This window comes from Neobacillus sp. 114 (genome assembly GCF_030127045.1).
Lineage (GTDB): Bacteria > Bacillota > Bacilli > Bacillales > Cytobacillaceae > Neobacillus > Neobacillus rhizophilus.
In genome coordinates, this window is record NZ_CP126144.1 from 4816474 (window position 1) to 4838483 (window position 22010).

At 39.1% G+C, this 22010-nt stretch carries 29 protein-coding genes and 2 riboswitches; of the genes, 6 read left to right on the forward strand and 23 right to left on the reverse strand.

The window, feature by feature from the left end; genetic code table 11:
* Positions 1 to 62 precede the first annotated feature (62 nt).
* Positions 63 to 139, reverse strand: a riboswitch (glycine riboswitch).
* 3 nt (positions 140 to 142) lie between these two features.
* A riboswitch (glycine riboswitch) is annotated at positions 143 to 232 on the reverse strand.
* Positions 233 to 391: 159 nt separating this feature from the next.
* Entirely contained in the window at positions 392 to 2080 is a 1689-nt protein-coding gene (locus tag QNN06_RS23590) for a DEAD/DEAH box helicase (RefSeq protein ID WP_213120193.1), read from the forward strand.
* Positions 2058 to 2849, forward strand: a complete 792-nt coding sequence (locus QNN06_RS23595; RefSeq protein ID WP_213120192.1) for a YqhG family protein — start codon at positions 2058 to 2060, stop codon at positions 2847 to 2849. The genes QNN06_RS23590 and QNN06_RS23595 overlap by 23 nt, the downstream gene beginning before the upstream one ends.
* A gap of 44 nt (positions 2850 to 2893) precedes the next feature.
* Here the strand turns inward: QNN06_RS23595 and QNN06_RS23600 are convergent, their stop codons facing one another.
* Genes QNN06_RS23600 through comGA form a run of 8 tightly spaced genes read right to left on the reverse strand, consistent with a single transcriptional unit; the run spans position 2894 to position 7147 of the window.
* Complete coding sequence (locus QNN06_RS23600; protein WP_213120191.1) at positions 2894 to 3091, reverse strand: YqzE family protein; 198 nt, start codon at positions 3089 to 3091, stop codon at positions 2894 to 2896.
* 56 nt (positions 3092 to 3147) lie between these two features.
* Positions 3148 to 3528 carry a competence type IV pilus minor pilin ComGG gene (comGG, locus tag QNN06_RS23605; RefSeq protein WP_284036029.1) on the reverse strand — a complete coding sequence of 127 codons (381 nt, stop codon included), beginning with the start codon at positions 3526 to 3528 and terminating at the stop codon, positions 3148 to 3150.
* Complete coding sequence (gene comGF, locus QNN06_RS23610; protein WP_284036030.1) at positions 3525 to 4001, reverse strand: competence type IV pilus minor pilin ComGF; 477 nt, start codon at positions 3999 to 4001, stop codon at positions 3525 to 3527. Before comGF ends, comGG begins: the two co-directional genes overlap by 4 nt.
* Entirely contained in the window at positions 3949 to 4281 is a 333-nt protein-coding gene (comGE, locus tag QNN06_RS23615) for a competence type IV pilus minor pilin ComGE (RefSeq protein ID WP_213120189.1), read from the reverse strand. Before comGE ends, comGF begins: the two co-directional genes overlap by 53 nt.
* Positions 4265 to 4705 (reverse strand): competence type IV pilus minor pilin ComGD, encoded by a 441-nt coding sequence (gene comGD, locus QNN06_RS23620; RefSeq protein WP_213120188.1) that lies wholly within the window; start codon positions 4703 to 4705, stop codon positions 4265 to 4267. Before comGD ends, comGE begins: the two co-directional genes overlap by 17 nt.
* The gene (gene comGC / locus QNN06_RS23625; protein WP_213120187.1) at positions 4705 to 5052 is read right to left on the reverse strand and encodes a competence type IV pilus major pilin ComGC; all 348 of its coding nucleotides are present in this window, start codon (positions 5050 to 5052) and stop codon (positions 4705 to 4707) included. Before comGC ends, comGD begins: the two co-directional genes overlap by 1 nt.
* A 24-nt stretch (positions 5053 to 5076) precedes the next feature.
* Entirely contained in the window at positions 5077 to 6111 is a 1035-nt protein-coding gene (comGB, locus tag QNN06_RS23630; protein WP_349654921.1) for a competence type IV pilus assembly protein ComGB, read from the reverse strand.
* Positions 6095 to 7147 carry a competence type IV pilus ATPase ComGA gene (comGA, locus tag QNN06_RS23635; protein WP_217033922.1) on the reverse strand — a complete coding sequence of 351 codons (1053 nt, stop codon included), beginning with the start codon at positions 7145 to 7147 and terminating at the stop codon, positions 6095 to 6097. The genes comGB and comGA overlap by 17 nt, the downstream gene beginning before the upstream one ends.
* A 257-nt stretch (positions 7148 to 7404) precedes the next feature.
* Here comGA and QNN06_RS23640 point away from each other — a divergent pair, with 257 nt between their 5' ends.
* Positions 7405 to 8103 carry a helix-turn-helix transcriptional regulator gene (locus tag QNN06_RS23640; RefSeq protein ID WP_217033686.1) on the forward strand — a complete coding sequence of 233 codons (699 nt, stop codon included), beginning with the start codon at positions 7405 to 7407 and terminating at the stop codon, positions 8101 to 8103.
* 85 nt (positions 8104 to 8188) lie between these two features.
* On the forward strand, positions 8189 to 8431 hold the full coding sequence (locus QNN06_RS23645) for a DUF2626 domain-containing protein (protein ID WP_213120184.1): 243 nt from the start codon (positions 8189 to 8191) through the stop codon (positions 8429 to 8431).
* A gap of 29 nt (positions 8432 to 8460) precedes the next feature.
* Here QNN06_RS23645 and QNN06_RS23650 read toward each other — a convergent pair whose 3' ends face one another.
* Together QNN06_RS23650 and QNN06_RS23655 are read right to left on the reverse strand one after the other, a co-directional pair.
* On the reverse strand, positions 8461 to 9558 hold the full coding sequence (locus QNN06_RS23650; RefSeq protein WP_284036032.1) for a class I SAM-dependent methyltransferase: 1098 nt from the start codon (positions 9556 to 9558) through the stop codon (positions 8461 to 8463).
* 187 nt (positions 9559 to 9745) lie between these two features.
* A complete protein-coding gene (locus QNN06_RS23655; protein WP_284036033.1) occupies positions 9746 to 10381 on the reverse strand; it encodes an MBL fold metallo-hydrolase in 636 nt (211 codons plus the stop codon).
* A 94-nt stretch (positions 10382 to 10475) separates the two neighbouring features.
* Between QNN06_RS23655 and QNN06_RS23660 the strand changes: the two genes are divergently transcribed.
* Together QNN06_RS23660 and QNN06_RS23665 are read left to right on the forward strand one after the other, a co-directional pair.
* Positions 10476 to 10952 (forward strand): hypothetical protein, encoded by a 477-nt coding sequence (locus QNN06_RS23660; RefSeq protein WP_213120181.1) that lies wholly within the window; start codon positions 10476 to 10478, stop codon positions 10950 to 10952.
* A 103-nt stretch (positions 10953 to 11055) separates the two neighbouring features.
* Positions 11056 to 11232, forward strand: a complete 177-nt coding sequence (locus QNN06_RS23665; RefSeq protein ID WP_213120180.1) for a DUF2759 domain-containing protein — start codon at positions 11056 to 11058, stop codon at positions 11230 to 11232.
* A gap of 32 nt (positions 11233 to 11264) precedes the next feature.
* On the opposite strand, the gene QNN06_RS23670 is transcribed toward QNN06_RS23665, so the two are convergent.
* The 13 genes from QNN06_RS23670 to phoU form a co-directional block, all read right to left on the reverse strand.
* Entirely contained in the window at positions 11265 to 12401 is a 1137-nt protein-coding gene (locus QNN06_RS23670; RefSeq protein ID WP_284036034.1) for a YqgU-like beta propeller domain-containing protein, read from the reverse strand.
* Between the two features lie 118 nt (positions 12402 to 12519).
* The gene (locus QNN06_RS23675) at positions 12520 to 13515 is read right to left on the reverse strand and encodes an ROK family glucokinase (protein ID WP_284036035.1); all 996 of its coding nucleotides are present in this window, start codon (positions 13513 to 13515) and stop codon (positions 12520 to 12522) included.
* Between the two features lie 9 nt (positions 13516 to 13524).
* Positions 13525 to 13734 (reverse strand): YqgQ family protein, encoded by a 210-nt coding sequence (locus QNN06_RS23680; protein WP_213120177.1) that lies wholly within the window; start codon positions 13732 to 13734, stop codon positions 13525 to 13527.
* 67 nt (positions 13735 to 13801) lie between these two features.
* Positions 13802 to 15184, reverse strand: coding sequence for a rhomboid family intramembrane serine protease (locus tag QNN06_RS23685; protein WP_249366885.1), 1383 nt, complete (start codon positions 15182 to 15184; stop codon positions 13802 to 13804).
* A 338-nt stretch (positions 15185 to 15522) separates the two neighbouring features.
* Positions 15523 to 15717, reverse strand: coding sequence for a hypothetical protein (locus tag QNN06_RS23690; protein WP_213120176.1), 195 nt, complete (start codon positions 15715 to 15717; stop codon positions 15523 to 15525).
* Between the two features lie 92 nt (positions 15718 to 15809).
* Entirely contained in the window at positions 15810 to 16766 is a 957-nt protein-coding gene (locus QNN06_RS23695; protein ID WP_284036036.1) for an L-lactate dehydrogenase, read from the reverse strand.
* A gap of 26 nt (positions 16767 to 16792) precedes the next feature.
* Positions 16793 to 17578, reverse strand: coding sequence for a DUF92 domain-containing protein (locus QNN06_RS23700; protein ID WP_284036037.1), 786 nt, complete (start codon positions 17576 to 17578; stop codon positions 16793 to 16795).
* Positions 17575 to 18141: a 5-formyltetrahydrofolate cyclo-ligase gene (locus QNN06_RS23705; RefSeq protein WP_213120173.1), complete on the reverse strand. Its 567-nt coding sequence runs from the start codon at positions 18139 to 18141 to the stop codon at positions 17575 to 17577. Before QNN06_RS23705 ends, QNN06_RS23700 begins: the two co-directional genes overlap by 4 nt.
* 57 nt (positions 18142 to 18198) lie before the next feature.
* Positions 18199 to 18348 carry a 50S ribosomal protein L33 gene (gene rpmG, locus QNN06_RS23710; RefSeq protein WP_082692947.1) on the reverse strand — a complete coding sequence of 50 codons (150 nt, stop codon included), beginning with the start codon at positions 18346 to 18348 and terminating at the stop codon, positions 18199 to 18201.
* 54 nt (positions 18349 to 18402) lie between these two features.
* A complete protein-coding gene (locus tag QNN06_RS23715) occupies positions 18403 to 19041 on the reverse strand; it encodes a hypothetical protein (protein ID WP_213120172.1) in 639 nt (212 codons plus the stop codon).
* Positions 19042 to 19057: 16 nt separating this feature from the next.
* Complete coding sequence (locus QNN06_RS23720; RefSeq protein ID WP_284036038.1) at positions 19058 to 20299, reverse strand: glycosyltransferase family 4 protein; 1242 nt, start codon at positions 20297 to 20299, stop codon at positions 19058 to 19060.
* Complete coding sequence (locus QNN06_RS23725; RefSeq protein WP_284036039.1) at positions 20292 to 20978, reverse strand: DUF4912 domain-containing protein; 687 nt, start codon at positions 20976 to 20978, stop codon at positions 20292 to 20294. Before QNN06_RS23725 ends, QNN06_RS23720 begins: the two co-directional genes overlap by 8 nt.
* Positions 20979 to 21341: 363 nt before the next feature.
* Entirely contained in the window at positions 21342 to 22001 is a 660-nt protein-coding gene (phoU, locus tag QNN06_RS23730; RefSeq protein ID WP_213120170.1) for a phosphate signaling complex protein PhoU, read from the reverse strand.
* Between the last annotated feature and the right edge of the window lie 9 nt (positions 22002 to 22010).

A 22010-nucleotide genomic window follows, 5' to 3' on the forward strand; every position in this document is an offset into this window, starting at 1 on the left:
TCCTAAATACAACAAAAAGGTGCAAAAAAGGACAGAAACCTCCCTTTAACAGTAAAGAAGGTCTCTGTCCTTGCACCTGAAAGTTTACCTAAATCGGCTGTCCCCTTTGGTGGCTGGTATCATCCAGCACTCTCCAGAGCTGCGTCCAACAAGAGTTCTTTTGCCTGAGAGATTCACATAAGCTGCTTGCTCCTTCGGCGCTACAAAAAGTAGTCTCTCCCCTTGTTTTCATTCGCACTTATAATATTATTTTCCAATTTGGTCATACTAATTATACTTAAAAAATAGATTACCTTATTTAAATATTTAAAACTTTCAAAGCTATTATCATCCTACCATTAAAACAACATATCGGGCAATAATAATTTATCTTAAAAAGGAGCTGAAAAGGATGAATGTCGAAATTGAATTTGATTCCTCCTGGCAGGATGATTTTTTACATAAAATTGATCATGATGGACCCTGGGGAAATTGGGAGCTTTTTAAATTGGCCATCGATATTGAAAATCATTTGGTGGTCCCGGAATTCGAAGGTCTGCAGGCTCCAAAGCATCTGCCAAATTTGACGCCTCTCCCCCATCAGCTTGAAACGGCCAAGCAGGTGGTTGAAAACATGAACGGAAAGGCCATCCTTGCGGATGAAGTGGGTCTCGGAAAGACTATCGAAGCTGGGTTAATTTTAAAAGAATACATGATTCGCGGATTAGTGAAAAAAGTGTTAATTCTTGTTCCCGCCTCCTTAGTCACCCAGTGGGCACAGGAATTAAATAGCAAATTTTATATACCGGCTGTCACTCAAAGAAAAAGCTATGTTTGGGAACAATGTGATGTCGTTGTTTCCTCCATCGATACGGCGAAACGAAATCCGCATCGGGAGATTATTTACAAGCAAGACTATGACCTCATCATTATCGATGAAGCCCATAAATTAAAAAATAATAAAACAAAAAACTACGAATTTGTTCAAAACTTAAAAAAGAAGTTTTGTTTATTGCTGACGGCAACACCTATTCAAAATAGGATTGAGGAGATTTTTAACCTCGTATCCCTATTAAAGCCTGGTCACTTAGGGAATGAAACTGTCTTTTACGAAAAATATAAACGAGATTCCCGTTCCTTAAATGATGACCAGCATCTAAAAGAGCTAGTCAATAAAGTCATGATCCGCAACCGTCGTGCCGATACAGGAATCGAATGGACGAAACGGCATGTGGAGACGATACCGATTGAATTTACAAAATCGGAACGCGACCTGTATGACTCCATCTTAGAGCTTAAAAATGAGGGAGACTGGGTTCAAACGAGCAGTTTTTCTGTGATGACTTTGCAGCGTGAAGCATGCTCAAGCCGAGAGGCCGTTTTCTATACCTTAAAAAACATGCTTCTTAAAAAGGAAAACCCCACGCAGGCCTATCAAGAACAAATCAACTTTTTAATTAAAAAAGTGGAGACTGTCGAGCAAAATTCCAAGGCAGTAAAAGCCCTTGAATTAATTCAGAAAATAAATGATAAAGTGATTATTTTCACGGAATACCGGGCTACCCAATTATATTTACAGTGGTACTTAAAGCAGCACGGAATTTCCTCCGTTCCTTTCCGAGGCGGTTTTAAACGCGGGAAAAAGGACTGGATGCGCGAGTTGTTCCAAAAGCATGCCCAGGTGTTGATTGCTACTGAAGCGGGCGGGGAAGGGATTAACCTGCAATTTTGCAACCACATTATCAATTTTGATCTGCCGTGGAACCCGATGAGACTGGAGCAACGCATCGGAAGGATTCACCGCCTCGGTCAGGAAAAGGATGTCATGATTTATAATTTTGCCATCAAAAATACGGTGGAAGAGCATATTTTAAAACTTTTATACGAAAAGATTGATTTATTTGAAAAAGTCATCGGAGAACTTGATGATATTCTAACAAAACTAGAATTCGGAAATATTGAAGATCATATAATGGATATCTTTGGCGACTCCTGCTCTGAAGGGGAAATGCGGATTAAAATGGAGAATTTATCATCAATGATTGAATTTGCACAAAATATGAAAAAAGGAGAATCACATGCAGCAGCAGGAAATTCATAAGTTTCTTTTAAATTATTTTATGGCAAATGAATGTCCCATTGTCACCAATCACCCTGGATACTTAGATGTCCAACTAACAATTGAAATGGATAAGGAACTAATGAATCGGCCCTTTTACTGGCATTATTTAGAGAAAACTGGCGGAATACCGAATCCAATGAGATTGACCCTCATCACCAACCAAAAAGCAGCACCTGAAAATCTCAGAGGGGAAACCATCCATTTTGGTTCGCCCCGCCTGCATCAAGTTTTTGAGTCTACAAAAAATTTAGCCAGATATATAAGGCTTTATGAAAATCACGGCAACTCCGCCGTCCAGACTCCCTTGCTGCCATGGCTATGCATGAATGTTAAAATCTCCTATCAATGTGACCGTAAACGCGATATTTTTAAGTCAATCGGCCTTCAGCTTATTAACGGGAAAATGGTGGAGGATTTTCATAATTACCTGCTTAAAATTTCGTTAACGCCGAAAATCCCTGATTACTCGTTTACATTATCACCACTGGTTAAACCAAAAAGCGGAATGATTCGAATTGAAAATTATTTAAAATCAGTCATTGAAAATGATGACCATACCTGGGCCGATGAAGCAAAGATACGCTGGGAGAAGGATTTAGAACTGCTGAATCATTTTTATGAGGACATCGAAGATGAAAACGAAAGCTATGAGACAGAAAAACAGGCACTCAAGGATCAATATGAGCCGCGAATTCATATTTCCTTTATCAATGGCGGGCTGTTTTACTTAACAGAAAAAGCAATTTAAAAAGAAAACCCCAAGTCGTGAAATTATACTTGGGGGTTTTCTTTTTAAAGTCCACTGTCTTTCATTTTCCGTCTCTTAACCTCTGAATACACAATATAGGGAAGTATGCCAAACCAGCGATACCAGAAGGATGCTTTGGTCTGTTTTCGCTCGAGGCGCTGACGTTTTCGTTCGTCCTTTGGCTGGTCCGCATATTTGACAATTGTTTGCGTCATATATTTTACATAATCATTCGTTTTCATGTACACACCTGCCTTTAACTTACATTACAAGTATGTCCAAGGTTTATCCTTTCGAATCAATAAGTAATCCATTTAATTAGCTTTTTTGACCTCGTGTCAAAATATCCTTTCCCGTTTACCAATTCACCTGAATGAAGCCGGAGTGTAAAGGAAACTCTTTGGACATATCCTGACGGGGGATCGGCGAGAAAATCCATATTCCCCTTCTGAAATCCAAACTTTCCTTTAGATGGGATTGTTCCTGACACCTGGGCCTGATTTTCGAATTTCTTTACGGATGACAAGAAATAATACTCTTCCTGCAAAATAACGGCTGATTCGTGCGCTAGCTTTCTCTCCGACAGGAGCTTCTCCACCTCGATTGAAAAAAACAGCAGAAAAATGATCAACAAACATAATGTAAGGGGATAAGTGAAGCCTTTTTGGCTATTTTTCATGTGCTCTTATTCCAATCAATTAAAGAATAGGCGGTAACAGAATACTCTATTCCTTTCAAATCCTTTACCGTTACCTTTACCGCATTATTCACCAAAGCAAACGAATGCCAAGAAACATTCTGCAGGATGATTTCATGCCCCGTCGAGTTAACCCGTCTTCTTAAATTGTTGCCGTAAATTTCATAATAAATGGTTTCTCCGTCTTTTGTTAAGATCAGCCGATTGGAAACTACCTCAGCCTTGGTCGACCAGCGGATTTCTTTTTTTATTTGGCTGCAGAAAACCTCCCATTCCATTGCCTGAAGGATGGATTGATTCTCCTTATTGTCAAGAATAAGTTGAAAGAGAGGTGTCATATAAAAAACAATAATTGAAAGAATCACCAACGAAAACATTACCTCAATGAGCGTAAAACCTTTTTCATTCGAGACTGCCACAGATTTCATTTTCCAAATGTAAGGACGTTTTTTCAACTTTAACGCAAACCTCCTTTTGCCCGAAGGAGTCCTTCCAAATAATTTGATAACCAATCTCATTTTGTACCAATGTATAATTGGCAAATGTCCGATTATCTATTAATTTTGCCTCCAGTTCCTCATACATGATCTGCCTCATCTTTTTCTCAATCTCCAAATTTACGGATTGCTTTCTTAAATCCGTGACCAACGGAATGAAAACCAAACAAATCAAAAACATTGCTGATAAGGACAGCAGCAATTCTAATAAAAAGAACCCTTTATTGCTCTGTAACATAAAACCGGCCTTTTCCAATTAAAATGGTCATTCGATAAGTCTTCTTCTCAGTTTCTATGAAGAAAGAACCAAATTTATTTACATTTCCATCAGGCTGAAATTTGAAATATAAGGGCATCGAACCTTCGATGATATGAAAACTTGAGGAGTAGCTTCTGTCGAGCAGATGCGGCTGGTCAGAGCGCAAAACAAGCGAGTATTTTGATTCGTTAGGTAAAATGACGACCGACACTTCCTGCTGATGGGACATCGCATAGGACTGGGCATAAAATAAATCCGCTTTTAATTGGGTTAATAAGGCTTCATCCTCGACCAGCGTATGCTGTGGCTTTACCGAAAAAACGGTTACCGAGGACAAAATCATGAAGATGGACAGGACCACTAGAGACTCGGCTAAGGTGAATCCCTGTTGATTGTATTTCATTAATTTGTAGAGGTGTCTGCGGCCGTTTTTGTTTCGGTTTCTTTCAATGTAACAGTGCCATCAGCCTCAATCACAACTTCTTTCCCCGGGCATCCTTTGGCATCTTTTAAATATCCCGCACTTTTTAGTTTTTCAATTGTCGCTGGTTCATTTTTTTCCATTTCATAGGCCTGTACCTGAGCCTCGACCATTTTCTGAAAGCCTTCACAGCCCTTAGTCTTTATATTTGCGTTATGTCTAGCGACGTTTGGAATTGTAATAATTAAAATTACAGAAATCACGAGCATAACAATCATCATTTCTATCAGTGTAAAACCAGCCTGTTTATTTCTTTTAATATTTTTCATTTTCCTAAACCTCCATTTTTAAAATTAAATTCCATCAAGCATATGAAACATGGGTAAAAGGATCGCTAAATACATGGAAACAACTAATAAACCGATAAACAGATAAAGAATGGGCTGAATCGTCCTTAGGCTTTTTTCAATTAGTACTTCCAGGTTCATCACACAATGCTTGCTAAAAAAGAGCAATTCCTGTTCCAATTTGCCATTTTCCTGGCCGTGTTTAATAATCATCGGAAAACCCTTGTCAAAAAAAGTCATCGAAGCCAATATGGTTTCCAATTTTTCGCCCGTTACAAGCTTGGCCTTAATTTCTTTACCAAGTTCACTGTAAAAAGGCTGTCTTTTATTTTCCTCAAAGAGACCCAAGCTCTCTGAAACTGAAATTCCGCCAGATAAAAGGAAGCTTAATTGAATGGAGAAATAATGAGTAAACAGCAATTTGAGGATTCTGCCGATAAAGGGCAGACGCACGAGCATCATTCGCTGCTTTAAAATGGGATAGTTTCGGAAGATAAAATAATAATAAATTGCTGTTGCCAATAAGAATGTAAGCAAAGCACCAATGACCATGGGGAAAATTTTATCAAAAGCATAGATGACCTTAGTAAAAAAATTTTCCTCCAAACCAAGAGATGAGAAAAGTTCTGTAAACCTTGGCAGCAATGTATTCTCTAGGAAAACGAAGAGAATCCCGGTAATAAAAAGCAGCAGTACAGGATATTGAAGCAATTTTAAAAGCTTATGCAGATCCTTCTCCTTTAACAATGCGAGACGGCTGCCCTCAAGCAGCGCTTCTGCAAAACTCCCGTGTTGCTCAGCAAAGTAAACAAAACCGGTTAAATCCTTGTGAAAGCCAAGCCTTTCAAGGACCTCATGAAACGGCAGCCCGTTTTTTAAAACTGTTAATGATTGATATAACTCCTCCTTTCTTTTCTGAGGCAAGTACAATGCTATGGAATCAATTGCTTCGGCAATTGGATATCCCCGTGCCAACAGCTCGCCAATTTGTTTTAAGAAGTTGGCTTGCTCAGTTACAGACCATTTATGATTCTTCATCATAAACCAGCCTGTCGTATTCAGATTCCTGAATAAATCCTAAGGCAATCCCTTTTTTAATGACATCCCGGATTGCCCGATAATGGGTTTCAACCTTCTCTCCCTTTGCAGCTTTCATGGCGTTATTCAAATTTTTCCCGGCCAAAAGCTCAAACACACTCGCCCTCTTCCACCTTCCATACGAATAACAAAATGGAGTGCATTCACCCTCGCAAAATGGACAGGTTAATTCAACAAGTCTTTGGGCAGTCACCGCAATTAAGGTCTGTTCAACCTCCAGCCAATTCACCCCAAATTCGTGCAGGCGGAACACCGCTCCCTTCGCATCTCTAGTGTGCATCGTTGAAAGCACTAAATGCCCTGTTAAAGCTGCGCGTACAGCAATCCTAGCTGTTTCTGCGTCCCTTATTTCCCCGACCATTATGATGTCCGGGTCGTGCCTTAAGATTGCTTTGAGGCCGGCCGCATAAGTGACACCAGCTTTTTCATTCACTTGTACCTGCAGAACGGAATCGTAATTTTTTTCAATCGGGTCTTCAAGTGTAATAACATTGCGATGGAATAGGTGGGCGGTTTCATTTAAAAGAGAATATAATGTAGTCGTTTTCCCTGAGCCAGTCGGCCCAGTAAAAATTATTAAACCGTGTGCATGTTTTAATAAAGCTAGAAGTTTTCTGGTCATTGCCGGGAATAAGGAAAGTTGATGAAAAGGGATTTGCTCCTGCTGGGGTAATAGCCTGATGACAAGGCTTTCGCGTGTATTCGATGGTAGGGTAGATAGCCTCAGCCCCATTAATTGTCCGTTAACCTCACAAAAAATTGCACCGCTTTGCGGACGTCTTCTTTCGCCGATATCCATATTTGCTTTAAATTTAAAATGGGAGATCAATTTGTCGCATTCATCTTTTGGAAGGGATAATCGAGGAATGAGTTTGTTGGTTAACCGGATTTGAACGAGTGTGTCATTTTGCCTGGGAATTATGTGAATGTCAGTTGCCTGGTTTCTTGCAGCGTCACGAATAATTCTATCAGCTAACATTTCAATTGAACTAACAATGGGAATCACCGCCTTTAAATTTCTTTTCTGATATTTCGACAATCTTTTTACCCTTCCTTCTTTATTTTAAAAAAGTTTTTTTGTAAAGAAAAGGAGTATATTTCTAATTTTGTTACAATTTATCGTCAATAATTGTGAACATTTTCTAAACATATAGTGTTTACCTTGTTAACCTCATTCCCACTTTATAATCGCTGTATTATAATGGAATAAATCATGGGGGTCCGAGGTGAAACGAGATGGAACAAACGTTAAAAATTACTAACGTGTTGTCAGATCCAACTAGATACTACATTTATCAATACATTACGAAACGCCACAAGGAAGTAACCGTTCAGGAGATCGCGGATAATTTCAACATCCACCCGAATGTAGCAAGATTGCATCTTTCTAAGCTCGAAGACGTTAACATGCTGGTTTCGGAAACAAAGAAAACAGGTAAAGGCGGACGGCCAAGCAGATTATATCGTTTGTCAGATGATGTGATCCAGCTCCACTTCCCATTCCGAGATTATATGCTTTTATCAAAAGTGGCCATTCAAACGATGATTTCCCTTGGCGATACTGGAAGGGATGCACTTTATTTAACAGGGAAGCGTTTTGGGGTTGAAGTGATTGAGCAGGAAAAAGCAAAAAAAGCTCTTGGCGATGAATTAAATTTTGATGAAAAGCTAAGCATATTAAAAAATGCAGCCACGCTAGCAGGCTTCTATCCGGAATTTGAAGCAAATGGGGATGAAACGAAAATTTATTTCTCGATTTTCAATTGCCCATTCAAAGAAATAGCGGAAGAACATACCGAAACTGTCTGCAATATGCATCATGAATTTTTAAAGGGAATGTTTGAAGCGCTGTTTGATTCCGTCGACCTGATTGAAAAGGAAAATATGATTGCTGGCTGTGAAACTTGCTCTTATCAAGCATTTGTAACAAACTAATTCTGAAACCATTATTTACATTATTCCTTCTTTTACTTATAATATTGTAATGATGGTATCGAAAGGGTAAAAGGAGGGGATACATATGGACCGCATGTTCAGAGTATGTGGTTTCTGGACGGGCATTTTTACTGTGATGTTATATCTTGGCGATTTAAACAAAACAGCATTGCTTTTCCTAGCCCAAACAGGATTCTTCGTTCTACTTAGTTATCTTAAATTGTCTGAACGTATGTATATGTATGTGTTCGGAGCATATCTAACTATTTTCTTTGCTGGCTTTACATATTGGACTACGTTCATGATGCCGCTTGGTGGGGGACACTAAGAAAAATAAAAACGCCGTTTACGGCGTTTTTATTTTTGATTTTTAAATAAATTTATATCCTGCGTTTCCATTCCTTTTTCCTGAATAACAATATGAAAATAAGAACTCATCCCGCCCGGCATAATTAAACTGCGAATCGCCCGATTTCTTTTGCTGACCTCAGAAAATGGATTAGGGTCATAATGGTTCTCAAGCTCCTGAAGGATTCCTGCCTTCAACAGAAACTCATCCTGACGCAGCATGGTGACAAATTCTAACGCTAACTGTCTCCCTTTTTCAATCAGGTAGTCGAAATGGATATGCGTGGTGATATCCATCGCTCCAGGATTTGCTAAGATATTATCATACATTTGATGCTGAAAAAATCCTCTTAGGCTTCCGGTCGACCTTGCTGGATGCATCCATTCCTCATTGGTATAACCATAATCAGCCGTTACAATCAGTCCTTTTTTGATGGCAGTCGCAATGGAACCTAACATCACCTTCATCGCTAAAGGCACTTCAATCCGTTGCCTCTCTTTTAATTCCAGCCCGCTTTCCTGCAAAAACTGCAAAATAGCTGGATTGGTCAATGGAACCCTTTGTTCAACAAATCCTTCGTTTTGAATGCCTACCATAACCTCAAGCAATTCACCATTTATTTTTTCAATGACATGAACCGGGAGGGCATCGAATAGCTCATTTGAAAAAATCATTCCTTCGAAGTCCTTTATAGCCGTTATATCCTCTACTTGAATAACTGAAGGATATTGATTTAATAAATTTTGTTGCAGTCTCCGATGGTAGGGGCTTGTTTCGACAATGACATAGTGTAAAGGTCTTTTTATGGATTCCTGCCACTCCTGCAAAAATGCATGGGCAAAGCGTCCGTTTCCTGCGCCAATTTCGCAAAAGGCATTAGGAAGTCCCGTTTTTTCGCAAATATAAGAAAACCATTTTGCCGCCAACCTGCCATATATATCTGAAATATTGCTGGTTGTAATAAAATCACCCTGCCGTCCGATTTTCTTCTGATCTCGCATGTAGTATCCATATTCCGGATGGTAAAGAGCAGCACTTATATAATCTGCATAGGTAATCAATTGGTTGGGTGAGTGTTGAATAACGCTCTTTATGTACGAAATCATATTTTTCTCCTTTTAAGTTAACACTATTGACACAGTGCTAACTTTGGTATATTGTAAAGTTAGTAGCTTAACAATATCCCCTCCCATTATATGAATAGAAACATCCCCCGAAAGACCCTTTCCTAAATGGAATAGGGTCTTTCTATTTATTCCCGAGGTCTTGCTCCAGACTCGCTCTGTTTTCTTATTAAAATCCATTTAAAAAAGGGTTGCTGTCCATTTCGTCTGCGATGGTGGTAACTGGTCCGTGACCTGACAATACATATGTTTCTTCTGGTAATGTTAACAACTTATCATGGATACTTTTTAAAAGCTGGGCATGATTACCCCCTTGAAGGTCCGTACGTCCTATACTGCCTTGAAATAAGGCATCACCAGAAATCACAAACCCTTCCTTTGCAAAATAATAAGACACACTTCCTGGTGAGTGCCCAGGAGTATGATAAACGTTGAATGTAAATTCACCGATGTTCATTTCCCCTTCATCCTTGATTAGATGATCAGCTGCATTGGCTTTAATAGGTTCAATTAACGGGAAAAACTGTGATCCATTTAGAGCTGGATCCCCTAACCACTTTTCTTCTTGTTTATGTATATAAACCGGAATTTGATAAGTGTTTCGGACGTCCTCAACTGCCCCAATATGGTCAAAATGCGCATGTGTCAATAGCACGGCCAGTGGTTTTAATCCTCTGGTGTTTAAAAGATTCAACAGCTTTTTTCCATCACCGCCAGGGTCGACAATTAAGCATGTTTTATCTTTGTTTTCAACAATGTAACAATTTGTTTGAATGCTCCCTAAGGGAATTTGCTGCCACTTCATTACTTTACCTCCAATTTGGATTTGCACTAGAATTATTTTACACTATATTCATGTCTTGGAGAAAGAAATGAATGAAATACAAGGGGGAATGAGAATGAAACCGGCCATTGCGGTTGAAGCTAAGGGAGAAATAGAATTTCTACCTGAGATTAAAGAGTTATTATTAAATGAGACAAACATAACCTTCCAAAAAGATAACATGTTTATTTATCTCAATGCCGATGATGCGGACTATGCAAAAGAAATTTTAACGGCTGCAGAATTGTTTGAGGAACTGCATCAAGTCATTCTCACTAATAACGGAATATTAGGACCGTATTTCGAGGATTTTGGCATTCAGTTATTAGACGATTGCTATTGTTTGTTTAAAGCAGATTTGCTTTATTTCTCATTTACCGCAGGAAACCCAAATGATATTCAGATGGCCAAATATCAGGTAGAAGAGCATTTGGTGTTTGAAACCATCCATAATGAGACAGCTTTATTTTTTTTAGAGACACATAATAAAGAACTGATTCAGAATATTGCTAAGGCATATAAAACTGTTCTTTCATTTACTATCGACAAATGAAAGAAAAAAATATAAAATAAGAGGCGAATGTATATAATATTGTTACATAATTTTCTAATCATGCAGCTGTAACGACCTTATTTTTTGAAAAGGGGGATTATTCATGGGATTGGTCATCATTTTCGCGTTAGTAACCATTCTGGCAGCAATTGGAGGGTTTCGTGCACTTAAAAGAAAAAATCTATTGGGTGCATTCTGGGGGATCGCTTCCTTCGTAGTATTTGGATGGTTTACCGTTATGACTCTTATCAACTCAGGGTACCCAACTGGTACCCACTAAAAAAGACTGCCCTTGGCAGTCTTTTTTTATGATTATTCCTTGACCAAGTCGAAAATTTTCTTGGTATCCAAATCAATGATTTTATCAAACCGCTCTCCATATAAAATCGTTTTTCCTGATGGCGAAATCATTATTGGAGCATTTTTAAGGCCGGTTAAAATTATTTGGCTGCTGTCTTTCTTCAAATCATAAGCAACAAGATTAAAACCTTCCGTGTACACATCAGCTTCTCCATCTTTTACTGCGTTTAAAGTAATAAATTCCTTCTCCTTCTCGTTATAATCAAAATAAGGGACGAGCCAATCAGAATATTTCGTCAGCAGTGGGTTTGAAAAAGAATAGATTTCCTGCAAATCTTTATCCAAGAAAGAATAACGCGCTAATTGGCTGTGGTCATTTATCTCAATTTTGAGTAGAAGATCTTTAAATGTTGAAAATTGTAAAACAGTCGGAAATAACGTTTTTTCCACCCCATTATTTAACCCCTTCTTAATCAGCGGGGCAAATAAAGAAGGATGTTCTTGATCCCAATTTATAAAAGCAAGTTCATTTGCGCTCATCCATTTATTAAATGGTTGTGGGAGTGACAATTCCTTTTTCTCACCAAATTTGAAATCCAATAGGAAAACGTTAAAATCCCAATCTTCACTGAAAGCTGATACAAGCACTTTTGAGTCATCATATGGATTCCATTCAAAGGATAACTCGTAGGATGGAAACGACTGCTTAAGTTTTTCATTTCCCTTCGTATCGATTATTGTTACTAAACCCTCGTAGGAAGATGGCGAAGAATGAATTAAAATAAAGCTTTTGGAAGGACTAATTTGGACGGTGACAATCGGAAATTCACTTTTGTAGATTAACTCGCTTTTCCCCGTCAAGAGATGATAACGATATACATTAGAAGATTGTCCGACATTGGTGATATAAACTATTTCCTCCTCTGTCAGCCAGCCAAAACTTTTATAAAATTCACCATCCGGAATGGAAATGGGGATTACCTGCTCATCACTTTTCTCTGTATTCGGCGCCTTCGGCTTTTCTGTGCCGGCAGAGCCTTTAGACTTTATCTGCTTATGGTCAGCACACGCACCGAGCAGGAGGGTTAAAACGATTAAAAACACAGTTATTGCTATACCTCTTGGAGCGCTTTCCTTTATTTGAATCATTTTTTCCCTCCCCGCCAATTTCCTCTCTATACTTAGTACGAAAAAGCAGCCTATTTTGTTTCAATTATATTAATTTCATTACAAAAATAGGAAAAAAGCCGCAGAAAATTCGGCTTTTTTAAATATTCAAAGTATCCTTCTCATTTTCTAATTTATTTCTAATTAGCCAGGCTGCTCCAAGCACTCCAGCGTCATTTCCTAAATTCGCGATTGCCAGTTTGGTGGAGTTTCTCACAGGTGTAAAAGCAAACCGCCTAAAATTCTCCATTACAAGCTCTAACAGAATCTCTCCTGCTTTGGATACTCCACCGCCCAAAACTATTTTCTCCGGATTAAGCAGATTAGCAATATTGGCTAAAGCAAGCCCTAAATGGATACAAACCTCCTGAAGGATAGAAAGCGCCAGTTTATCATCCGTTCTTGCTGTATCAAAAACATCCTTTGCTGTTATCTTCCCATTTTTCATATAAACATCCGCTAAAGGGCCCTTAGCTCCATCCTTCTGAATTTCTTCAAGCGCTAGCCGCACAATTCCCGTTGCTGAAGCAACAGTCTCAAGGCAGCCCGTTTTTCCGCAATTACAAGGTGCTCCTCCGAATGGAATGGCAGTGATATGGCCAATTTCCCCGGCGGCCCCGTTTACTCCCTGAACAATGTTTCCGTTTGAAATCACACCGCCGCCTACTCCAGTCCCCAGTGTGACACAAACCAGATTCTTCGCACCGCTGCCGGCACCCTTCCACATTTCTCCCAAGGCAGCGCAGTTTGCGTCATTTTCAACAGCAGCAGGAAGTGATGTTGCTTTCTCCAGACTATCCTTTAGCGGAAAATTATCCTTCCAGCCCAGGTTAACTGTATTTAAGATCACACCTGTATCATAGTCGACAGGGCCAGGAGCGCCCATTCCAACCCCTGCCAGCATATCTTTCGGATGATTTAGCCCAAGCAATTTTTCTTCTATCGATTTGGCAATATTACTCGTAATATACTGGCCCTCATCCGAATTATCGGTTGGAATTTCCCATTTGTGAATAATGTCCCCATCCATCGTGATAAAAGCTATTTTCGTTGTTGTCCCCCCTAGGTCAACTCCCACTATCCATTTTTTTGACAATATTCTCACCTATTTCTTTTGTCCTTGTTCTTTTAAAAATTGGATTTCATGTCTTAAGATTAACAGGGCCGTTTGATATTCTTTCGGCTCCATAAGCTGTGACTGATACAGTTCTTTCAGTTCAGCCTCCATCAGCTCAAGGTCTGCAACCCTATCGCCAATATAAATGATGGTTCCAAACCTTTTTAGAAATTGTTGAATTTCATAAACCGTTTTCATTGTGGGTCTCCTTCATTCCTAGTCAACAAAAAGTATAACCTATGCCAAAATTGACCTCAAGGCAAATCTATTCACTGCCCGATGTTTTTATCTGTTGATTAATTTCATCAACTAAATTTGTATATTCTTTTTGGTTCGGGTTTAACTTGACTGCTTTTTCGGCATTGATTTTTGCGTCATTTAGATCATTTTCCTCGAGATTTATTAACGCCAAATTAAAGTAAGCTTGATGAAATTTAGGATCAAGCCGAATAGCTTTCTGCAAATGGATTTTGGCGTCCGTAAGCATTTGCTTTTTTATTTCAACGTAGGATAAAAGAAAGTAGGTTTTCTCTGTTTCGGACTTTGAACGATCCTCAAAATTTTTTAAAACACTGTATGCCTTATCGTAATTGTTTTGTTTGATATACTCCTGAGCCAGCAGGATTTGCGAATCTTCATCCTGTTTTTGCCCTGAAGCACTAAATCCATAGTTTAAGGAGCCCCAAACAATACCTGCACTCATGATTAAAAAGATAAGCTGAAGCAGAAGCTTTGATTTTTTTGGGAGATTGACTACACCGGCAGCCAGAAATCCTCCGGCCAAACCGCCTAAATGGCCAGCATTATCGATGCCAGATGCTGAAAATCCAAATACAAGATTAATAGCGAGAACGACAATTACATTTAGCCCCATCGTTCGAAAAAATAATTTGGGGTTCATCACGCCAAAATAAAGCAAAGCTCCAAAACACCCAAAGATGGCTCCGCTTGCTCCAGCAGATAAATGCGTACTAAACAAAAGACTCGCGATGACGCCAGCTACACCAGCAAATAAATAAATAAGGAAAAAACGGATTCTGCCGAAGATTTGTTCGACAGCCGTGCCCAAAAAATACAATGCCAAGGTATTCATCGCCAAATGCAAAAAACCGATATGAAGAAAAACTGGTGTTATGAACCTCCAGTATTCTCCTTCATAAATTAGCTGATTAACTTTGGCCCCATATTTGATTAAGGTAGAAGTATTTGTACTTCCCCCATTTAATTCCAGCCATACAAAAACGGCCAGCTGAATCACGATAAACACATAAGTAAAGAAAGGCTTGCTATAAGTAAGGACTGCCTTTTCCCTTTTTACTTTATTTACAGCCGCCCCCAAAGTTAATCTTTTAAGCTCTTCTACTTCATTTTCCGAATAATCGTTTTGGATATCAAAATGGATGTCTTTTTGCAGCCGATCTGCAAGAACCTTCAAGCCTGTTTCCCATTCTCCCTTCGTTAATAGGAAAGAACTGACTGATGTTTTACTTCCTTCAGCAAAAAGGTAGGGATGCCTCAGCCGAAATTCATACTCATCGACAGGTGGAAATTCACTGATATAAATATTAACGATATCCAGTTGAGGGCGCCCTAACTGCTGGCGGATTCTTTCTCCATTAGCTGCTGCAAACTCGATATCTCTTTGCATAACATTGCTCCAATCAAGATTTTCAAGATGGACTCTAATGATTGGGGCTTTTTTGTTTTCCAATTTTTCCAGCCATATTTCCTTTTGGTTCTCAAATAATTGAATAATCCGATAGTCTTGTTCAGAAATAAAAGAAAAGACAAGCCTCCAAAAAATATATTCCTCTCGATTAATGGCTCTCCCCTGCTTTCTTTCATATCAATTATTTTATAAATATCTGTATTCATTTTTGCCTTGTTTCTTTCATTATAACCGAAACTAATGGCTTTACCGTTTGAATAGGCTCTAAAACCTGAGATGTTGATTTTCTGTCAAAAATAAAAAACCATCTGCGGTTTTCACCATTCAGATGGTCCTCCAAATACTGATTGCATCATTCTTCGTTTTATTCCAGGCAGACTCATCATTGAGCTAACCGCAATTCTCCTCAACCAACCGGAAGAAAGGAGTGTGTTGATAATACGGTATCTAAACCTATAAGCAAAATAACCAAGCGAACCAATCATTAAAATAGAAGTCAGCATTCGAGACATTTTTATCCCTCCTGCCATTATTTTGTGATTCCGACTGAAAGATTATCCAAACGTTCCAGAAAAAAATAGAAATTTACTCGGAATAAGAAAATTTATTTACCGGCAGGAAATGCGGAATTCATTGTCTTCTTTAAAACATCGACAGAATGAATAAATTTCTGTTGTTCCTCTTCACTTAATTCAAGCTCTACAATATCTCTTACACCATCCCTGTTCACGACGGCGGGAACGCCAATATACAGATCCTTTTGTCCATACTCTCCATCGAGATAAGCAGAAACCGTCAGAACAGAATTTTCATTCTGTAAGATTGCCTTTGTTAATCTCACAAGTCCCATAGCAATTCCGTAATAAGTGGCACCTTTTTTCTCAATGATATGATAGGCGGCATCACGTACATTCAAAAAAATCTGATCAAGTTCTTCCTGTCGGAACCCGTCCTTGCTTTCTGCCCATTTAGAGATAGCTGTACCGGCAATATCAGCATTACTCCATACGGGAAGTTCAGTATCCCCGTGTTCACCGATAATATAAGCATGAACATTACGTGTATCAATATTGAAATAATCACCAAGTAAGAAACGGAACCGGGCCGTATCTAGAATAGTCCCTGAACCAATTACACGTTCTTTTGGAAATCCGGAAAATTTCCAAACTGCATAAGTAAGGATGTCTACCGGATTAGTAGCAACGAGGAAAATCCCATTAAATCCGCTGGCCATTATTTCTTCAACAATTCCCTTAAAAATTTTCGTGTTTTTTTCAACCAGATCAAGGCGGGTTTCACCTGGCTTTTGGTTAGCACCGGCTGTAATAACTACGATGTCCGCTTCACCACATTCGGAATAGTCCCCGTACCAGATTTTTGTATGTGACGGCGCAAAGGGGAGACCGTGATTTAAATCCATCGCATCTCCTTGGGCTTTTTCTTTATTTAAATCAATTAAAACGAGTTCTTCAGTAATACCTTGATTTAAGAGGGCAAAGGCGTAGCTTGAACCCACAAATCCTGCTCCGATTACGACTACCCTGTTCACACGATTCAACAAACTAAATCCCCCATTAATAAATATTTTTAAAGCATTTGAGCGACAAATATTGCTATGGCCGCTGCCATCAAACCGGATAGAAAATTAACCATATCATTATCCACCAAAGAAATGCCCTTAATGCGGGAAGTCGACAGACCGCAATGGTTTCTTTTTTCTGTTTCTATTCCGCATTGCTTGCAGACATAAGCCTGTTGATAAAATGCCCCAAATAATGTATCAATGACATTCCCAATATAGCCAAATAAAAATACCAACATTACATTAAGGAGACTTAACTGAAATAACCAAAAACTAACCAATGCAATAATAAGTGACCCCAGTAGTGCTGCCGTACTGCCAAGCAAACTGACTGCCCCAGAAGTGCCCTTTTCTACTCGCTTAAATGTCCGAATAAAAATCGGCTCTTTCCTGCTTAAACTGCCAATCTCCGAAGCCCAGGTATCAGAATTGGAACTAGCCAATGAAACAATAAAGCCAATTACCCAGCCTTCTCCTGGATAAAAATAATGGCAGATACTAAATAATGCAGCCATGCCGCCATTGGCGATTACCTGGCGCCAATCCCTTGTAGAGCCTTTTGCTAATTTCTCTTCCAATTCCCTTTTGGCAAAACTTTTATATTTTGACCAGAAACTTGAGGAAACAAAAAACACCCCTAAAATAATAAGCCCCTTGATCCCGAATCCAGCATAAATGGCAAGACCGACGAAAATGGCTGCAATAGCGCCTGAGGCTGTCAGCGATTTCTCCCGGTAACCAGCTAAGCCTCCTGCAAGGAGGACAACAATGATAAGGATTGGAACAATCATACAGTTTTGATAACCTCATTTGTTGTAACAATTTTTGCTACTGGGATATCATATTGTTCAACAGGAAATTCTGGAATCAATTGCTCTTCGAAGGCAAGGGATAAGGTGTTCCCGGAGTACCCTGTTAAAAATCGGTCGTAGTATCCGCCGCCAAAGCCTAAGCGGAATCCCGAACGAGTGTAGGCAAGCCCGGGTACGATGAGAAGGTCAATTTTATCTGGACTGACTTCAGTAGTTTGTTCTACATTTGGCTCAAGCAATCCATAGAAAACGGATTCTAACTGAGAAAACTCAGTTAAGCTTCGGAAAGATAACCTTTTTTCCTTCGGATAACATTTTGGAACAACAACTTGCTTGCCTGATTCCCATGCTTTTCTAATAATTTGATATGTATCGACTTCTGGTGTCCTGGAGATGGTAATGCCAATCACTTGCGCTTGCTCCCAATCTTCCAATTCAAAAAGCCTGCAAGCAATTTTATAAGAGTAATCCTCATAAATAGGTTTTGTGAGCTTTGACAGCGATTCTTTCATCTGTTGACGAATGGAATTTTTATCGTGCATTTTTAGAGCGCCCCTTTGTTTTTAGACAACAAAAAAAGCAACAGGAAGCCCTGCTGCTTATTTTGTTTCGCGGTGTACAGTTGTACGCTTTTCTCTTGGGCAATATTTCTTAAGCTCAAGACGATCTGGGTTGTTGCGTTTATTTTTGTTTGAAATATAGTTACGGTCTCCACACTCAGTGCAAGCTAACGTAATATTTACACGCATGTCTATTTCCCTCCAAACGATTAAGCTGTTCGTTCATACGACTTTTCTATAATATCATTTTTCGTTTGGAAATGCTAGTGGGTTTTTTAAAAGTGCTTGCTCTATTAATATTAATTCCTTTTTACTCGAGCCGGAAATCGTCCAGGCATTCATTTTCTGGGTTTCCCGAGAACCAAGGGACATTTTAACGGTATAAATGCTTGCTGCAGGCCCTTTTGCCATTGGCTGGTATCTTAAGGCTCCATTCTCCAATGAACTCCAAATTTGGTCGGTATACGCACTCCAAAGCGGAATGGTTGTATACTCACTTAATCCCGCTCCATTAAAATTCCCATTGACGAGAAATACCTTATGGTCATGGACGTGAAAAATTTTGCCTTCTGCTGGTGAAATAAACGTGAGGCTGTCTGTGTTGACATTAGAAAAATGATGCATGACAATGACTTTAATGTCCTTCTTGATATTGCTATGATTACTAATATAAACGCTGAAGAAGCGAATTTTAGAATGGATTGGCTCCGGTTTAATCCTTAGAATTAAGCCTTCTTCATAGATGACTTTTTCGGCACTATTATGCAGAAAGTAGCATTTTCCATTTACCCAGATGCCGAGAACTATTTGCAGCTGCTCCATTAAACCATGGCGGTTCGTGTTTTGTTTACTTTTTTGGGACTCGATTAATTCCTTCATCACTGCACCTTTCACCTAATTATTTTTTCATAGTTTCATTTACTTTTTTCTGTAGAGCCATATCTCCCATCACTTTGCCAGTCTCCGAAGCAATTCGGCTCCAGCCAAATAAGCTTTTTACAATTTCTTTGCCATTAGAGCCGATTTCCTCGGCAATGGCTGGATTTTCCGTAAGATAGCCGATCTGTTCAAGCATGCTTTCAGCATCCCCCGGATTCATCAACAGGCCCGTTTGCAAATGCTTGATAATTCCTTTCATGCCACCCGTATTGGAAAGAATAGTTGGTTTTCCAAACACCATTGTTTCCAAGGCAACAATTCCAAAGGGCTCGTACAAACTAGGAATAACAGCCATTGAACACTTGTCAATTAACGTATTTCTCTGTTCATCTGTAATATAGCCGACAAATGCAATCTGGCCGGCCAATTGCCTTTCCTGAACTTGCAGGCGGTAAGTTTCGAGCATTGGCCCCTTTCCGGCAACAACAAAAAAGTAATCCAAACCCTTTTCCTTGGCAATTGCCCCTGCTTCAATAATCGTTTCAAATCCTTTTTCCTTTACGATTCTGCCAATTGAAAAAATATATTTTTTTTCTTGCAGGCAAGAATTTACCTCTCCGGCACCCATATTTGAACTCGGCTCTTCAACCCCGTTTGGTATGATGATTACTTTTTTATCATCAGCCTGAAATACGCCAGCAAGATGCTCCTTCATGTAGCTGCTGCAAACAATTAGCTGATTTGATTCGCTCATTAATTGCTCTTCTTTTTCATGGATAAATCTTTGGGTTTCAGTAAAAATCCCATTATTCCGGCCATGCTCCGTTGCATGAATGGTCGTTAAAAGCGGAATGTCCAGTAACTCCTTCAAAGTAATGGCGGCGGCACCTACAAGCCAATCATGGGCATGTATCAAGTCAAAAGAGATTTCTTCTGCCAATTTTTCCGCCCGAAAAGCCATCGCTAAATTAAGTCCGCCAATCCATGACAGAAAGTTTTCGTCCAGTTCATTGATTGGGAAAACACGGTGTATGTTTACTTGGTTCACGATTTCATGGTCAGGAAGCTTACTGTCTCCGGCAGTGATGACATGAACCTCGTATCCCATTTTCGCCAAATGAACTGATAATCCGTATACATGTCTCGCCAAGCCCCCAACTACATTCGGCGGGTACTCCCAGCAAAGCATCAGTAATTTTATATTTCTTCCGGATAATCGACTTTGCTTCAAATCAGCCTCAGGGACAAGCATGTTAGGCATTTTTATTCTCCAAATTGGTTGATTCTTCATAATAACTATACGTACTGACATGGTTTCGCCACTTCGGAGGGCTATCCTCATACCGTTTAAATTGCAGTAAATCTTGATAAAATTCATTCCCGCTTGGTATCTCAGCCGCTGGTGTTTGAATACAATTGGACCTGTATAGAGGGAAAAATCCTGTTCCCGGCAACAGCACACCTAGCTCCGCTATAAAGCTTCTATTTCCTGTTAATCCTTTAACAAACCAATACCCGTTCTGATAAGGAACATTGATTTCATAATAATGGTGAGCATTTTTTCCATTAAAAATGATATCTTTCACATCGTAAACCCTTAATACAGTAACTAACTCCTCAAAAGGTTGATTGAAATATAAACGAACGATTTTTTTGGGTGTTTCTGAAAAATCCCAATAGAGAAACATTTTTTGGGGTGTAACAAGCTTGGCTGTAAGTTCACCCTTTAGAGGAACAAAGGTTTGTGGAGTAGATGTAACCGAAGATTTTTCCTGGTTCAGGTTATTTTGAACATGGAGACTTTCACTATTATCTTGGTTCTCGCTTTCCATCCATTTATTCCAGCTGTATTGGACTTTCCCAACGGTAGTGTTAAGTTCTACGGCAATCTTACGAAAGGAAAGTCCCTTCCTTCTTAATTCGATAATTTCATTAATCATGGTTTCCTCCATTCTGCAAACAAACAATATATGCATTAAAATAACAATTTATTCCTATCAGTCGTTTATTTAATCGTAACACCAGAATGAGAGTCAGACAATGAACGCAATTTGTCGTATTTTGCCTAAGCCATATGCAAAGCGTGTTTGCCACAGGGAAATTTTTATTAACTTATAAATTATGCGAATTTCAATTAAAAATCGACAACATAAATGAAAACTCGCCGATTGGCGAGTCCGTTAGGACGAAGACAGAGGCGTAGTTGAATTTATGCGTTAAGAAAGTATAAAATTCGGGAAAATTTTATACTTTCTTATTAGCAAAAAAATAGGATGAGGCCTAAAGCCCCATCCTTCATCATATTATTTATTTAAATTCAGTCGTTTTCCAGTTTCTTGGTAAATTACATTTTCAGCAATATTCGTTGAGTGGTCGGCAATTCTTTCAATGAACCGGCAAATAAAGGACAATTGGATAATTTGGTTCATAGAGTTTGGATTTTGCGGGATATATGTCATCAGCTCATGAACTAGGTTCCCAAACATATTGTCGACTGCATCGTCCTTTTCTGCACATTTTTGAGCAATCGTGATATCCTCGGTATAAAATGCGGTTATGGAATCAGTCACCATCTCCAAGGCAGCTTCCATCATCTGCGGGATATCAACAATTTCTTTAATATATTTTTCCTCACCAATATGGACGACTGACTTAGCAATATTGACAGCCATATCCCCCATTCGCTCAACCTCGGATGAGACCTTCAATGCGACATTAATTCTTCTTAAGTCCCTGGCTACCGGTGATTCTGTAGCAATCAACATTAGTGCTTTTTCATGTATTTCCTGTTCCAAGTCATCAATGGCATTATCACCGTTAATGACACGGTTTGCTAATTCAAGATCTTGATTTAGCAAAGCAAGCATGGCGTCTTTAATTGCCTGTTCCGATATCCCGGCCATTTTAAGCAGCATTTCTTTTAAATGTTTTAAATTGTTATCAAAATTAGACCTTGTATTCATCCTTTTCAC